We start from the raw sequence: 14,697 nt of genomic DNA, 5'->3' as shown, positions 1-14,697 counted from the left end.
ACGCTCTAGTCCCGGGCCGCCAGCCCGAAGCGGGCGCGGAGGCCGACCCGTTCGTCCGTGGCCACCGACGCCGCGCCGTCCGTCACCGTCTCGTAGACCGCGAGGATGTCCGCCCCCACCGTCGACCAGTCGAAGCGCCGCACATGCGCGCTGCCGCGCTCACCCAGCTCCTTGCGGCGCCGCGAGTCCCCCAGCAGCCGTACGGCCGCCTCCGCCAGCGCGTCCGCGTCCTCGTTGGCGAACAGTTCCCCGGCCGCGCCCTGGTCCAGGACCTGCGCGAACGCGTCCAGGTCGCTCGCCAGCACCGCGGCACCCGCCGACAGCGCCTCGACCAGGATGATGCCGAAGCTCTCGCCCCCGGTGTTGGGCGCCACGTACAGGTCGACGCTGCGCAGCAGCCGTGCCTTGTCCTCGTCGCTCACCATGCCGAGGAATTCGACGCTGCCGCGCATCTCCTGGGGAAGCGACTCCACCGCTTCCTTCTCGTCGCCGCGCCCGGCGACGAGCAGCCTCGTACCGGGGAACGCTTCGAGAATCCGCGGCAGGGCCTTCATCAGGACGGGCAGCCCCTTGCGCGGCTCGTCGATGCGCCCGACGAAGCCGATCGTGCCGCCCTGCCACTGAGGGTTGATCCCGGCCCTGGCGAAGAAGTCGACGTCGACCCCGTTGGGGATGACGACGGCGTCGCCGCCCAGATGCTCGACCAGCGTGCGCCTGGCGTACTCGCTGACCGCGATCCGTGCGCTTATCTTCTCCAGCGCCGGCTGGAGGATCGGGTACGCGGCGAGCATCACCCGCGAGCGCGGGTTCGACGTGTGGAACGTCGCGACGATCGGCCCCTGCGCCGCCCAGCAGGTGAGCAGCCCGAGCGAGGGCGCGGTGGGTTCGTGGATGTGGATGACGTCGAAGGTGCCGTCGTGCAGCCAGCGCCGTACCCGGGCCGCGGCCAGGAAGCCGAAGTTCAGCCGGGCGACGGAGCCGTTGTACGGCACGGGAACGGCCCGCCCGGCGGAGACCACGAACGGCGGGAGCGGTGTCTCGTCGTCGGCGGGCGCGAGCACCGAGACCTCGTGGCCCAGCCGGATCAGATGGTCCGCGAGATCCCTGATGTGGAACTGCACTCCGCCCGGCACGTCCCAGGAGTACGGGCAGACAATGCCGATCTTCACCCGGCCCCACCGACTTTCTCGGGACTCCCGCCGGAGCCTGAGCCGGAGTCGCTGCCGGAGCCTGAGCCGCCGCCGGAGCCGGGACCGGCCCCCGCCCCGGGTCGTGGTTCGAGGTCGGCGAGCCAGAGACGTTGCAGCATGTGCCAGTCCTCCGGGTGCTCCGCGATACCGGCGGCGAACTTGTCCGCCACGGCCTGTGCCATCACAGACGACTTCTCGGCACGTTTACCTGTCTCCGGCACCTCGACGGCCGGATACACCCGTCCCCGCATCAGTTTCGGCCCGTCGAAGTGGAGCGAGACCGGAAACAGCAGTGCCCCGGTCTGCTGCGCGAGCATCGCGGGCCCGGCCGGCATCCGGGTCTTCTCCCCGAAGAACGTCACCTCGACGCCCGACGCGGACAGATCCCGGTCGGCCACCAGGCACACAAGCCCGCCGGACCGCAGCCGTCGGGCGAGCGTCCCGAAGGCGGTGCCCCCGGTGTGCGGCAGCACCTCCATACCGAGGCTCTCGCGGTATTCGACAAAACGGTCGAAGAGCGATTCGGGCTTGAGCCGTTCCACGACGGTGGTGAACGGAACACCCATCCCCCGGGTCAGCCAGGCCCCGGCCAGATCCCAGTTGGCCAGATGCGGCAGGGCCAACACAACGCCCCGCCCGCTCTCCAGACCCTCCGTCAGCAGATGAATGTCCTTGATCTCGACGCTGTCCCGCACCCGCTCCGCGCTCCAGACCGGCAGCCGGAACGACTCCATCCAGTACCGCATGTACGAGCGCATGCCGGCCTTCGAGAGCTCCGCGAGGCGCTCGGGGCTCGCGTCCGGCACCACGCGCGCCAGATTCGATTCGAGCCGCAGCACGTTCGAGCCGCGCCGTCTCCACACGGTGTCGGCGATGGTCCTGCCGAGTGCGACGGCCACCGGTTCGGGGAGCGTCTTGACGGTGCTCCAGCCGAGCCCGTAGAGAGCGTCGACCAGCCGGTCCCGCCCGCCGCTCATGAGGCCGACCCGCCGGCCCTGGCCGCGTCCGCCTCGGCGGACTCGCGCCGTACGGTCACCACTCGCTGACCGAGTGTCACCAGACTGCCGGCGGCCACCACCCACAGCGCGATCGGCAGCAGGATGTCGATACCGGGCACCCCGAACTTGTGCATGCCGGCGAGCCCCGCCGCCACCAGCGAGATGACGAGGCGCTCGGCGCGCTCGATCAGCCCGTTGACGGCCACCGGCAGCCCTATGGATTCACCGCGGGCCTTCGTGTACGAGACGACCTGGCCGCTCGTCAGACAGAAGATCGACACGGCGCACAGCACGTTGTTGTCGCCCGTCCCCGCGTACCAGAGCGCGAATCCGCCGAAGACCGCGCCGTCGGCGACCCGGTCGAGCGTGGAGTCGAGGAAGGCCCCCCACCGGCTGGAGATCCCGGCCTGCCGCGCCATGTTGCCGTCGATGAGGTCGGAGAAGACGAAGAGCGTGATGACGATCGTGCCCCAGAAGAACTCTCCGCGGGGGAAGAAGAACAGCGCTCCCGCCATCACTCCCGCGGTACCGATGAGCGTCACAGCGTCGGGACTCACCCCCCGGCGGAGCAGAAACGCGGCGAACGGGGTGAGGACACGCGTAAAGAATGCACGCGCGTACTTGTTCAGCATGGCCTTCCCGACGGTCGTTGGGCAGGCGGCCCCATCGGCCACCGGCTGGCCCATCGTAGCCAGGACGGCGGCGCTCCACCGCCGGGGAGCCAAGCTCGGGCGGAACGGGCGGTCCCGCCCGACTTGGTGACCGACGTATGGACGCGGGCCGACGCGAGTGGAAAGCTCGAAGGACCACCGTGGGCATCGCTGGAGCTGCCACGCGCGGCCCCCACTGCCCGCGCCCGACTCCTCACCGTGCGATCGATCGGGAGGCATGATCATGGGCGACAGGACGAACGGACATCCCGGGGCCGCCGGCAGGGCGCCGACGGCCGGCCGGCCCTCCTCCGTACGGAACGTGGTGCTGGTCGGCCACAGCGGATCCGGCAAGACGACGCTGGTCGAGGCCCTGGCACTGACCGCCGGGGCTCTCACCCGGGCGGGCCGCGTGGAGGACGGCGGCACCGTCTCGGACTACGACGAGATCGAGCACCGGCAGCAACGTTCCGTACAGCTGTCCCTCGTCCCGCTGGAGTGGGGAGGGTGCAAGATCAATCTGCTGGACACCCCCGGCTACGCGGATTTCGTCGGGGAACTCAGGGCCGGTCTGCGCGCAGCGGACGCGGCCCTTTTCGTTGTGTCCGCCGCCCAGGAGGCGGAGGCGGTGCCGGGCTCCACCCGCGCGATGTGGGAGGAGTGCGCCGCCGTCGGCATGCCGCGCGCGATCGTCGTGACGCATCTGGAGACCGCGCGCACGGGCTTCGACGAGCTGACGCGGGTCTGCGGCGGCATCTTCGGCGGTGCCGACCCCGACGCCGTCCTGCCCCTGTATCTCCCCGTGTACGGCACCGAGGGCCCCGACGGGCACGCGCCGGTCACCGGGCTCACCGGACTCCTCACACGGAAGATCTACGACTACTCGTCCGGCGCCCGCGAGGTGCTGGCGCCCGACCCGGGCCGGCTGCCGCTCATCGACGGTGCCCGCGACCGGCTGATCGAGGGGATCATCGCCGAGAGCGAGGACGAGACCCTGATGGAGCGCTATCTGGACGGCGCCGAGATCGACGAGCGCACGCTCGTGGACGATCTGGAGAAGGCCGTCGCCCGCGGTGTCTTCCACCCCGTCCTCGCGGCCGCGCCGGCCGCCGACGGGGCGCGCCAAGGTCTCGGGACGGTCGAGCTGCTCGAACTGATCACGCGCGGTTTCCCCACCCCGCTGGAGCGCCGGGCGCCCGAGGTGACGACACCGCGCGGATCCGCGCGCCCGCGCCCGAGCTGCGACCCGGGCGGCCCGCTGGTCGCCGAGGTGGTCAAGACGGCGTCCGACCCGTACGTGGGCCGGCTCTCCCTGGTCCGGGTCTTCTCCGGCACGCTGCGGCCCGACGAGACGGTGCATGTCTCCGGCCACGGACTCACCGACCGAGGCCACGAGGACCACGACGTGGACGAGCGGATCGGCGCGCTGTCGGCGCCCTTCGGCAAGCAGCAGCGGATCCTGGACAGCTGTATCGCGGGCGATCTGGCGTGTGTGGCGAAGCTGTCGCACGCCGAGACGGGCGACACGCTCTCCGCCACGGACGACCCGCTGCTGATGCGGCCCTGGACGATGCCCGATCCGCTGCTGCCGCTCGCCGTGGAGGCGCACAGCACGTCGGACGAGGACAAGCTCTCGCAGGGTCTCGCCCGGCTCGCCGCCGAGGATCCGACGATGCGCCTGGAACAGAACCCGGCCACCCGCCAGGTGGTCCTCTGGTGCCTCGGCGAGGCACACATGGACGTGGCCCTGGAGCGGCTGCGCAACCGGTACGGCGTCCAGGTGGACGTCGTACCGCACAAGGTCTCGCTCCGGGAGACCTTCGGCGAGCCCGCGTCCGGGCGCGGCCGGCTCGTCAAACAGTCCGGCGGGCACGGCCAGTTCGCGATCTGCGAGATCGAGGTCGAGCCGCTGCCCGTCGGCTCCGGCGTCGAGTTCATCGACCGGGTCGTCGGGGGCGCGGTGCCGCGGCAGTTCATCCCCGCCGTGGAGAAGGGCGTCCGGGCGCAGGCGGCGCGCGGTGTGGCCGCCGGGCACCCGCTGGTCGACGTGCGGGTGACGCTGGTGGACGGGAAGTCGCACTCGGTGGACTCCTCGGACGGCGCCTTCCAGACGGCGGGCGCGCTCGCGCTGCGTGAGGCGTCCGGGCAGGCGCGTATCGAACTGCTGGAGCCGGTCGCCACCGTGGAGGTCGTGGTCCCCGACGAGTACGTGGGCCCCGTGATGAGCGATCTGTCGGCACGGCGCGGCCGGGTGGTCGGCACCGATCAGGCGGGGACGGGACGGACGGTCGTACGGGCGGAGGTGCCGGAGATCGAGATCGGCCGGTACGCGATCGATCTGCGGTCGGTCTCGCACGGCACGGGCCGGTTCAGCCGCTCGTACGCCCGGCACGAGGCGATGCCGGCCCAGGTGGCCGACCGGATCCGGGAGAGCGCCGCCGCCGAGGTGATGGCCTGAGGGCGGCGCCCGGGAGACGGGAGCCGCGCGGTGCCGGGACCGGTTTCGCCCTGACGCGGGGTGTGTGCCCCGGGTTACGCTGTGGTGCGCCCCAGCTCAGCAGGTGTGCGGGGCACGGTAGTTGGGAAAAGGGCGCAGCAGCGGATGCTCGCGGCGATGGGGGCGGACAGTGGCGCAGGACGGATTCGATTTCTCTCCGGGGGCTCAGGTTCCGCTCCAGGGGTCGGCGGGGCAGACGGCGGCGACGCATGCCCTTGCCTCGGCGGCGTATCGCGACAGCTCCGTCGAGGAGATCCTCAAGGCCGACAGCGAGTGGCACAAGTCGACGGTGAAGAAGGGCAAGGTGTCGCTCTTCGAGCCGAATCTGGGTGAGGCGTTCTCGCGCGCGGTGCAGACGCGGATGCTGGGTGGCGGCCGTGCCGCGCTGATCCAGTCCTTCGGTACGGAACCGCAGGCGGTGGTCGAGCACTGTCTGGCGGCGATCCGCATCCGTAAGGAGCGTGACACCCGGCTCACCGTGGTGGCCGTCGTGTTCGGCCTGCTGTTCCTGCCGGGGATGCTGCTGTGGATCGGCGTCTTCCAGCTGCGCAGGACGCTGGCGGGGTCGAAGGACAAGAACGCCGGTGCCATCGGCGGCGCGCTGCTGTTCGGTGTCGCCGCGCTGGCCGTGGTCTTTCTGATCGCGCTGCCGTTCACGGGCTTCCTCGGCTGGTATCTGCGCGGTGTGATCGTGGCGCCCGTCATCGGCTGGCTGCTCGCCAAGCGGATCTGCGAGACGACGGCCAAGGACCTGCGGGCCCGCTGGAGCGATCTCCTGTCGGGCGGCGGCCTCGGCGCCAAGGTGCCCGAAGCGGTGCCTGGGCATCCCGACGAGACCGCGCGGGAGGAACTGCGCCACGGTCTTGAGAAGCTGACGGCCGAACAGCGTTCCAACGCGGTCTTCTACGCCGGTCCCAAGGGCATATTGGGCATGGGCACCCGGTGGGGCAGCTGGACGCTCGCGGAGGACCTGGTTCCTAAAGAGGCCGGCAAGGAGATCCACCAGTTCCGCAGTTACGACGTGATACGGGCGATGCACGACCAGCTGAAGATGCTGGAGCGCGGCCCGCTCAACTCCGGTGGTTTCCCCAAGCCCGAGGTGAAGCACTGGATCGTTCGGCCGGTCGCCGAGAACGCCGGATCGGTCAGCAGGCCGGAAGGCCAGGACGTCGAGACGTACCAGGTCAAGCCGCACGAGATACAGCGGATCTGCAACCACCAGCAGTTCGGCGCGGGTGACAGGCACTATCTGGGCGTGCAGTTCGTGCTGTGGGACGGCCAGTTGGTCATCACGATGATGATCACGGTGACGGTCCTGCACGAGACACTGCGTATCGAGGTGACGGGTCACGCGCTGGGGCCGGTGAACGGCATCTTCTTCTCGAAGCCCTCGCCCAAGACGGTCACGACGGCCAAGACGGTCCGCTTCTGGGAGACCAGGACGCGCAACCTGCCGCTGGTGGAGGCGAAGGAGGCGGTGCGGCTGGCGGTGCGCGCCCCGTTCACCTGGTATCCGCCGATCCTCGACTTCCTCGGCGGGAAGCTGTCGCTGCCCGAGCCGTTCGGTCTGCGGCACGTCTGGGCGGACAAGCCGTGGCGCCACCGCTTCATGGCCGACGACGCGATGCGCGCGGCGACGCCGGTACTGCGGGTGGCGCACGCGGCGGCCCTGCGCGTGCTGGACGAGAACGGCGTGGACACGGCGCGCTTCGGCAGCCGCTCCTCGTCCCTCAGCGGCGCGGTCCAGGACCCGACACCGAAGAAGGCCGACGTGTACGACGCGTAGCGAGGGGGCCTGATCCCGACGACAGGCCCTACGCGTCGCCCTTCGGCCATGCGTCGGCGAGCATCACCCGGGTGTCGGCGAGGAGTTGGGGCAGCACCCGGGTACGGGCGATGACCGGCATGAAGTTGGCGTCGCCGCCCCAGCGTGGCACGACGTGCTGGTGCAGATGGGCGGCGATGCCGGCGCCGGCCACGGTGCCCTGGTTCATACCGATGTTGAAGCCGTGCGCCCCGGAGGCCGTACGCAGCGCGGTCATCGCCTGCTTGGTGAAGAGGGCCAGTTCGGCGGTCTCGGCGTCGTCGAGCTCCGTGTAGTCGGCGACGTGCCGGAACGGTACGACCAGGAGATGGCCGCCGTTGTACGGATACAGGTTCAGCACCGCGTAGACCGACTCACCGCGGGCGATGACGAGCCCGTCCTCGTCCGACTTGAGCGGGATGGAGCAGAAGGGACAGCCCTCGCCGGCGTCCGGGCTGGTGGGCTTGTTCTCGCCCTGGATGTAGGCCATCCGGTGGGGCGTCCACAGGCGCTGGAACGCGTCCGGGCTGCCCACTCCGATCTGCTGCTCCGGCTCACTCGTCATGCTGTGCAGCATATGACTTCGGCCCGGTGACGCGTGTCGCCGGGCCCGCCCCGTGCACACTGCGGCCATGCTGGCGCGATGCATGTCCGGAACCGAGCGAACCGCCTGCGTGACTGGGAGCGGCGCGCCGAACTGCCCCTGCTCATCGCCTCGCTGCTCTTCCTCGCCTGTTACGCGGTGCTGGTGCTGAACCACAGCCGCGATCCGCTCCTCGGCGATGTCGCGCTGAGCGTCCTGCTCGCCGTCTGGGCGCTGTTCGCCTGTGACTACGCGGTACGTCTGATGCTGAGCGGCCAGGGTGCCCGCTTCGTCACGAAGCACTGGCTCGACACGGTCGTCCTTCTGCTGCCCCTGCTGCGCCCGGTGCGGATCGTGAGCACGTATGTGACGCTCCAGCGCCGCCGTGACCAGCCGCGGCTGAGTCTGTACGGGCGGGTGATGTCGTACGCGGGCGTGACGGCCGTGCTGCTCAGCTTCGCCTGCGCGCTCGCGGTCTACCAGCAGGAGCGCGGTGCGCCCGGGGCCAGCATCCGGACCTTCGGGGACTCGGTGTGGTGGGCGTGCTCGGCGATCACCACGGTCGGGTACGGCGATGTCACCCCGGTGACGCCGCTGGGCCGGCTGTTCGCGGTCTTTCTGATGGTCTGCGGTCTGGCGCTGCTGGGCGCGGTGACCGGTTCGTTCTCGTCGTGGCTGATCCAGGTCTTCGGCCGGGAGGACCGGACGACGACGGCGGACCAGGACCCATCGGGGGGCCGGGGAGAGAGCGCGGAACGGCCTCCGGAGGGCTGATGCCTCCCGGAGGCCGTACCGGACCCGCTCCGGCGTCTCAGACCTGTACGCGGCGCTCCACGACGTCCAGCAGCTCCGCGAGCGCCTCGTCGGCCGGGATGCCGTTCTTCTGCGTGCCGTCCCGGTAGCGGAAGGACACCGCGCCGTTGGCGACGTCCTCGTCACCAACGATGATCATGAACGGCGTCTTGGCCTTCTGGTGGTTGCGGATCTTCTTCTGCATCCGGTCCGCCGACGCGTCCACCTCGACACGCAGCCCCTTGGCCTTCGCCCGCTCCGCGAACTCCTGGAGGTAGGGCACATGCGCGTCGCCGACCGGGATGCCGACCGCCTGGACGGGCGCCAGCCAGGCCGGGAACGCGCCCGCGTAGTGCTCCAGGAGCACGGCGAAGAAACGCTCGATCGAGCCGAAGAGCGCCCGGTGGATCATGACCGGCTGCTGCTTGGTGCCGTCGGACGCGGTGTACTCCAGCTCGAACCGCTTCGGCTGCTGGAAGTCGACCTGGATGGTCGACATCTGCCAGGACCTGCCGATGGCGTCCTTGGCCTGGACGGAGATCTTGGGCCCGTAGTACGCGGCGCCGCCCGGGTCGGGAACGAGCGGCAGACCCTGCTTGTCCGCGGCCTGCTGGAGCGCCGCCGTGGCCTCCTCCCACTCCGCGTCCTCGCCCATGAACTTGTCCGAATCCGGGTCCCGGGTGGACAGTTCGAGCTCGAACTCGGACAGGCCGTAGTCGCGCAGCAGCTCCAGCACGAAGGTGAGCAGGGAGTCCAGCTCCTGCGGCATCTCCTCCTTGGTGCAGTAGATGTGCGCGTCGTCCTGGGTGAAGCCGCGGGAGCGGGTGAGGCCGTGCACGACACCGGACTTCTCGTAGCGGTAGACCGTGCCGAACTCGAACAGGCGCAGCGGCAGCTCGCGGTAGGACCGCCCGCGCGCCTTGAAGATCAGGTTGTGCATCGGGCAGTTCATGGCCTTGAGGTAGTAGTCCTGGCCGTCGAACTCCATGGGCGGGAACATGCCGTCCGCGTAGTGCGGCAGGTGCCCGGAGGTCTCGAAGAGCTTCTTCTTCGAGATGTGCGGGGTGTTGACGAACTCGTACCCGGACACCTCGTGGCGATGGCGCGAGTACTGCTCCATCTCCTTGCGGATCACCCCGCCCTTGGGGTGGAAGACCGCGAGACCGGAGCCCAGCTCGTCGGGGAAGGAGAACAGGTCCAGCTCACTGCCCAGCCTGCGGTGGTCGCGGCGCTCGGCCTCGGCGAGGAAGTCGAGGTGGGCCTTGAGCTCTTCCTTGGACGGCCACGCGGTGCCGTAGATCCGCTGGAGCTGCGGGTTCTTCTCGCTGCCGCGCCAGTAGGCGGCCGCCGAGCGCATCAGCTTGAAGGCCGGGATGTTACGGGTGGTGGGCAGGTGCGGGCCCCGGCACAGGTCCTTCCAGCACAGCTCACCGGTCTTGGCGTCGAGGTTGTCGTAGATCGTCAGCTCACCGGCGCCGACCTCCGCGGACGCGCCCTCGGCGGCGTCCGCGGCCTTGCCCTTGAGCCCGATCAGCTCGATCTTGTACGGCTCGCCGGCCAGCTCCACGCGCGCGTCCTCGTCGGTGGTGACCCGCCGGGAGAACCGCTGGCCGCGCTTCTGGATCTCCTGCATCTTCTTCTCGACGGCCTTGATGTCGTCGGGGGTGAAGGGCTCGGCGACGTCGAAGTCGTAGTAGAAGCCGTCCTTGATCGGCGGACCGATACCCAGCTTGGCCTCGGGGAACAGCTCCTGCACGGCCTGCGCCATGACATGCGCGGTGGAGTGGCGCAGGATGTTCAGGCCGTCCTCGGAGGAGATCTCCACGGGCTCGACGGTCTCGCCGTCGGCGACCTCGTAAGAAAGGTCCTTCAGCTCGCCGCCCACCCGGGCGGCGACCACGGTGCGCTCGCCGGGGAAGAGGTCGGCCGCCGTAGTGCCCGTCGTCACCACGCGCTCTTCCCGCTCGGAATCGCGTTCGATGGTCACGCGGACATCTGACACCGGTCTCTCCTGACTCACGGGGTGCGCAGGCTCGTTTCCGTACGCGACGGGAATCGTACCGAGCCCGAGGGGTCACTCGCTAAACGCTTCAATTGTGCCGCCATCTCCGGCGTACGCCGCAAAGGGTGCGGGTATGACCGATCCGGGCGGTCGGCCGGATGCCATCTGCCACGCGTGCGCGAGGAGTTCGGGGATGACGCACTGGTACGAGGGCCCCCTGGCCGCATTCGACATCGAGACGACGGGCACCGACGCCGAGGAGGACCGGATAGTCTCGGCCGCCCTCGTCGTCCAGGACATATCGGGCTCCCGGGCCCGGGTCACCCGCTGGCTGGTCAACCCGGGGATCCCGGTGCCGGTCGAGGCGACCGAAGTGCACGGTCTCACCGACGCGTTGGTCCAGCGCACGGGCCGCTGGCCGGCTCCGGTGATCGAGGAGGTCGGGCGGGGACTCGCCGAGCAGTGCATGGCGGGCCGGCCGCTGGTGGTGATGAACGCGCCGTTCGGTCTGACACTGCTCGACCGCGAGATGCGGCGCCATCGCGGCTCGTCCATGGCGCGGTATCTGGAGAACGCGCCGTTCTGCGTCCTGGATCCGGGCGTGCTCGACCGGCATCTCGATCCCGTCCGCAAGGGCCGGCGGCGGCTGGTCGACCTCTGTTCGCTGTACGGGGTGATGCTGGACGGCTCGCACGACGCCGCGGCCGACGCGGTGGCGGCGCTGGAGGTGGTCCGGTCGCTGGGGCGCCGGTTCGCCACGACGACACAGCAGCTCACCGCGGCCCAGTTGCACGCCAGGCAGGCGGTCTGGCACGCGGCGCAGTCGCGCGGCCGGCCGGAGTGGTTCGCGCGGGGCGGCTCACGTGCGGCGGCCGGCCCGGCGTGGCCGCTGCGGCCCCAAATGCCCGTGGTGGCCTGACCGTTCGGGCGTCCGCGCGGGGGCGGGTGCCGGGGCGGGGGCGAGGCACGTCCGACAACAGCGAGGCCGGTCCGTCAGCGACAGACCGGCCTTTCCCGGTGGGCGATACTGGGTTCGAACCAGTGACCTCTTCGGTGTGAACGAAGCGCTCTCCCACTGAGCTAATCGCCCGGGAACGGACTGAACCATACAGGTCTCGGCGGGTTTCGTTCAAACGGTATGACGGCCCGCGAGGACCTTCCGCAGCCCCCGCCGCCCCGCCCGCATCATCAGCGCGTGATTGGCGAGGAAGAAGGGCCGGCCGGGCACGGCGAAGCGCCGCAGCAGCGGCTTGTTGACGTCGACCTCCTGCTCGTACAGGGCACGGGTGCCGCTGCCCCGGGCGCTCAGGGTCCAGCGCGCCCAGCCTTCGAGATCGCCGGTCATCGCGATTTCGAGGACGCGGGCACGCGGGTCGTTCCTGCTCTCGCGGGCGTGGACGAAGAGGTCGTACGGAATCACCGACCGGAACCGGGCCGTCCCGCCGCGCTCGTCGACGGGGATCACCTCCCGGATCTGGGGCCACCAGTCGGGGTACTCACCGGCCCGTTCCAGCACGCCGAACACGGTGTCCGGGGCGGCGTCGAGATCCCAGACGCTGCGGAAGCGGTAGTGATGCCAGTCCATGGACCAAGTGTGCGCGCCCGGGGGTCAGGTGCGCGCTCCCGGACGGGTACTCAGACACGTATCTGAGTACGAGAGCCGATGGCCCGTGCTGTGGCCCGGACCACACTCCAGGCCATGGAGAACCTTCCGCGACCGGCCGAGGAGCTCGCGGTCCTCGATCGCGAGCTGGCCCGAATCGAGGCGCGCAGAGCACAGTTGCTCGCCCGCAGGTCCTATCTGCTGACGCTGCTGACAGCGGTGGCACCACCGGCGCGGCCGGTCCCGGCGGCGCGGCCCGCCGCCCGGACGCCCGAGACGTCCCCGCCGAGCGTGCAGAACGCCCTGCTCGCCCTGGGCGGTGTCCTGCTGACCGTCGCGGCCGTCGCCTTCACCGTGGTCAGCTGGGGCTCCATGGGCATCGGCGGCCGGTCCGTCGTGCTGGGCACCGTCACCCTGGCCGCGCTCGCCACCCCGGTCCTTCTGCTGCGCCGCTCCCTGGCCGCGACCGCCGAAGCCGTCGGCGCTCTGGCTCTGGTCCTGACGGTCCTCGACTCCTACGCCCTGAACCGCGCCGCGATGCCCGGCGCGGATCCGCTCGGCTACACGGCCACCGCCTGCGCCGTACTGGCCGCGCTCTGGGCGGCGTACGGACTGCTGGTCAGCCGGCTGCGTACGCCGCTGCCCGCCGCGGTCCTCATCGCCCAACTCCCCCTGCCGCTCTGGGCGCTGGCCGCCGGCGCGAGCGAACTCACCCTCGCGTGGGCGCTGCTGGCGACCGCCGCCGCCGACGCGGCGATCGTGCTGTGGACCAGGCCCTCGCCTGCCAGGTCGATCGCGGGCGTCACCGCGTGGGTGACCGGCGGCTGGGCGCTGCTGATGGCGGTCGCGCTCTCGGTGACCGCCGGCACCCCGCTCGACGCCGCCGGGCCCGGCCTGCTGCTGCTCGCCGGAGCCGGTCTTGGTCTCTTCGCCGCCATGCGCGTGCCGGACGTCTCGTTCGCCGGCGGCCTGGTGGCCGGTCTGGCCGCGGTCGCCGCGACGGGCGGTCTGCCGCGCCCCTCCGTACCGCTCGGCTGGGCCGTCGTCGGGTATCTGCTGTGCGGCGCGGCCCTGTTGACGGCCGTACGGGCTCCGCTGCCCCGCATGGCGGTGCGCGGGCTCGGCGCCGCGGCCGGAGCTGTCGTGGCCGGGGCCGTCCTGTGGACGCTGCCCTCGGTGGCCTTGACGGTGCTCGGCCCGGCGTCCCTGGCGGAGGACATCTGGTCGGGCTCACCGGGCAGCGCGCGGCAGGCGGTCGGGACGGATCCGGGGTGGTCCGCGATGGCCACGGCGCCACTGGTGCTCCTGATCGCCGCCGGCCTCCTCGCCGTCGCGTACCGCCATCTGCCCGCCTCCGTACGACCCGCCGCGCTCGGCGGTGCGACGGCGCTCGCCTGGGCCGCGCTGCTGGTGCTTCCCGGGGCGCTGGACCTCGGGTACGCGGCGGCGGTGGCGACTCATCTCGCGCTGACGGCGGGCGCGTTGACGCTCGCGGTGCGCCCACGTCCGCCGGCCGCGCTGTCGGCGGTCCCGACGACGGCCGTGGTCTGCGCGCTGGCCGGCGCGGCGAGCGTCTCGCTGCTGGCCCTGGCCACGCAGCCGGCCACGCTGATCACCCTCGGGGTACTGCTCGCCCTGCTCTGCGGCGGCGCGGTGGCCCTGAACCCGGCCGTGACCGAAGCCGACAAGGACACCGGCACCGATTCCGCCCGCGCCGCCTTCCCGGCGCGGTCCTTCCAGGCGCTCCTCACCTGCGTCGCCGTCGCGACAGCCGTCGCGCTGCTGTGCGCGCTCTGCGCGTCCGCCGGGCTGCCGCGCGAGCGCACCGCACTGGTCGTCCTCGCCGTGCCCGCCGTCGTCGCGCTGCTCGCCGCGCGCCTGCGCGGCCGTCCGGTGGCCCTGCCGATGGAGCTGACGTCGGCCGGGGCCGGTCCCCTCGCGGTCATCCTCGCCACCGGCCACCCGGAGACCGTCGCCCTCGTGCTCGCCCTCTGCGGAGTCGTGGCCGCGGGCACCGCGCTGCGCCCGGACCGCCGCCCGGCGGCCGGGTATCTCGCGGCGGTGCTGTTCGTACTGGCCACCTGGGTGCGGCTGTACGCCTCCGACGTGTCGACCCCCGAGGCGTACACCCTCCCGGCGACCGTCCCCGCGCTCGTCGTGGGCTTCCTGCGGCGCCGCGGCGACCTGGAGGCGTCGTCCTGGACGGCGTACGGCCCCGGCCTCGCCGCGACGCTCCTGCCGAGCCTCGCCGCCGCCTGGGGCGACACGCACTGGCTCCGCCCGCTGGCGCTGGGGGTCGCCGCGCTCGCGGTCACCCTCGTCGGCGCCCGGCTGAGGCTCCAGGCGCTGCTGGTCATCGGCGGCGGCGTGCTCGCCCTGGACACGCTGCACGAGCTGGCGCCGTACGTCGTCCAGGCCGTCGGCGCCCTGCCCCGCTGGCTGCCGCCCGCACTCGCCGGACTGCTGCTCCTGGCCCTGGGCGCGACGTACGAACGGCGCCTGCACGACGCCAGACGGCTGCGGCGGTCGCTGGGCCGGATGCGCTGACGGGCGGGCGACCGGTCAGGGCCCGGAGCAC

11 protein-coding genes and 1 tRNA gene are annotated in these 14,697 nt (G+C 71.4%); 5 read left to right on the top strand and 7 right to left on the bottom strand.

What is annotated here, in order from left to right:
* Nucleotides 1-5 precede the first annotated feature (5 nt).
* Genes OIE74_RS32070 through pgsA form a run of 3 tightly spaced genes read right to left on the bottom strand, consistent with a single transcriptional unit; the run spans nt 6 to nt 2,874 of the window.
* Nucleotides 6-1,169, bottom strand: a complete 1,164-nt coding sequence (locus tag OIE74_RS32070) for a glycosyltransferase family 4 protein (RefSeq protein WP_329389870.1) — start codon at nt 1,167-1,169, stop codon at nt 6-8.
* A complete protein-coding gene (locus OIE74_RS32065; RefSeq protein ID WP_329389868.1) occupies nt 1,166-2,167 on the bottom strand; it encodes a phosphatidylinositol mannoside acyltransferase in 1,002 nt (333 codons plus the stop codon). The genes OIE74_RS32070 and OIE74_RS32065 overlap by 4 nt, the downstream gene beginning before the upstream one ends.
* On the bottom strand, nt 2,164-2,874 hold the full coding sequence (gene pgsA, locus OIE74_RS32060; protein WP_329389866.1) for a phosphatidylinositol phosphate synthase: 711 nt from the start codon (nt 2,872-2,874) through the stop codon (nt 2,164-2,166). The genes OIE74_RS32065 and pgsA overlap by 4 nt, the downstream gene beginning before the upstream one ends.
* Nucleotides 2,875-3,082: 208 nt before the next feature.
* Here pgsA and OIE74_RS32055 point away from each other — a divergent pair, with 208 nt between their 5' ends.
* Nucleotides 3,083-5,296, top strand: a complete 2,214-nt coding sequence (locus OIE74_RS32055; protein WP_329389864.1) for an elongation factor G-like protein EF-G2 — start codon at nt 3,083-3,085, stop codon at nt 5,294-5,296.
* A gap of 169 nt (nt 5,297-5,465) precedes the next feature.
* Nucleotides 5,466-7,121: a hypothetical protein gene (locus OIE74_RS32050; RefSeq protein ID WP_329389862.1), complete on the top strand. Its 1,656-nt coding sequence runs from the start codon at nt 5,466-5,468 to the stop codon at nt 7,119-7,121.
* 28 nt (nt 7,122-7,149) lie between these two features.
* On the opposite strand, the gene OIE74_RS32045 is transcribed toward OIE74_RS32050, so the two are convergent.
* Nucleotides 7,150-7,716 (bottom strand): HIT family protein, encoded by a 567-nt coding sequence (locus OIE74_RS32045; protein ID WP_329389860.1) that lies wholly within the window; start codon nt 7,714-7,716, stop codon nt 7,150-7,152.
* 66 nt (nt 7,717-7,782) lie between these two features.
* Between OIE74_RS32045 and OIE74_RS32040 the strand changes: the two genes are divergently transcribed.
* Nucleotides 7,783-8,496, top strand: a complete 714-nt coding sequence (locus OIE74_RS32040) for a potassium channel family protein (RefSeq protein WP_329389858.1) — start codon at nt 7,783-7,785, stop codon at nt 8,494-8,496.
* A 37-nt stretch (nt 8,497-8,533) separates the two neighbouring features.
* On the opposite strand, the gene thrS is transcribed toward OIE74_RS32040, so the two are convergent.
* Nucleotides 8,534-10,516 (bottom strand): threonine--tRNA ligase, encoded by a 1,983-nt coding sequence (gene thrS, locus OIE74_RS32035; protein WP_329389856.1) that lies wholly within the window; start codon nt 10,514-10,516, stop codon nt 8,534-8,536.
* 193 nt (nt 10,517-10,709) lie between these two features.
* Between thrS and OIE74_RS32030 the strand changes: the two genes are divergently transcribed.
* Nucleotides 10,710-11,435, top strand: coding sequence for an exonuclease domain-containing protein (locus OIE74_RS32030; RefSeq protein ID WP_329389854.1), 726 nt, complete (start codon nt 10,710-10,712; stop codon nt 11,433-11,435).
* A gap of 99 nt (nt 11,436-11,534) precedes the next feature.
* Here the strand turns inward: OIE74_RS32030 and OIE74_RS32025 are convergent.
* Nucleotides 11,535-11,606 (bottom strand) — tRNA-Val (locus OIE74_RS32025).
* Between the two features lie 39 nt (nt 11,607-11,645).
* Nucleotides 11,646-12,101: an SRPBCC family protein gene (locus OIE74_RS32020; protein ID WP_329389852.1), complete on the bottom strand. Its 456-nt coding sequence runs from the start codon at nt 12,099-12,101 to the stop codon at nt 11,646-11,648.
* Nucleotides 12,102-12,215: 114 nt separating this feature from the next.
* On the opposite strand from OIE74_RS32020, the gene OIE74_RS32015 reads away from it, so the two are divergent.
* A complete protein-coding gene (locus tag OIE74_RS32015) occupies nt 12,216-14,666 on the top strand; it encodes an SCO7613 C-terminal domain-containing membrane protein (protein WP_329389849.1) in 2,451 nt (816 codons plus the stop codon).
* The last annotated feature ends 31 nt before the right edge of the window (nt 14,667-14,697 follow it).

The sequence above is a fragment of the Streptomyces sp. NBC_01716 genome (assembly GCF_036248275.1).
GTDB lineage: Bacteria > Actinomycetota > Actinomycetes > Streptomycetales > Streptomycetaceae > Streptomyces.
Note: the sequence above shows the minus strand (reverse complement) of the source record. Positions and strands in the feature narration are given on the sequence as shown.

Excerpts from the sequence above, each read along its gene's own strand:
- OIE74_RS32065 (WP_329389868.1), bottom strand. The coding sequence starts at position 2,167 with ATGAGCGGCGGGCGGGACCGGCTGGTCGACGCTCTCTACGGGCTCGGC.
- pgsA (WP_329389866.1), bottom strand. The coding sequence starts at position 2,874 with ATGGGCCAGCCGGTGGCCGATGGGGCCGCCTGCCCAACGACCGTCGGG.
- OIE74_RS32055 (WP_329389864.1), top strand. The coding sequence starts at position 3,083 with ATGGGCGACAGGACGAACGGACATCCCGGGGCCGCCGGCAGGGCGCCG.
- OIE74_RS32045 (WP_329389860.1), bottom strand. The coding sequence starts at position 7,716 with ATGCTGCACAGCATGACGAGTGAGCCGGAGCAGCAGATCGGAGTGGGC.
- OIE74_RS32040 (WP_329389858.1), top strand. The coding sequence starts at position 7,783 with ATGCATGTCCGGAACCGAGCGAACCGCCTGCGTGACTGGGAGCGGCGC.
- OIE74_RS32030 (WP_329389854.1), top strand. The coding sequence starts at position 10,710 with ATGACGCACTGGTACGAGGGCCCCCTGGCCGCATTCGACATCGAGACG.
- OIE74_RS32020 (WP_329389852.1), bottom strand. The coding sequence starts at position 12,101 with ATGGACTGGCATCACTACCGCTTCCGCAGCGTCTGGGATCTCGACGCC.
- OIE74_RS32015 (WP_329389849.1), top strand. The coding sequence starts at position 12,216 with ATGGAGAACCTTCCGCGACCGGCCGAGGAGCTCGCGGTCCTCGATCGC.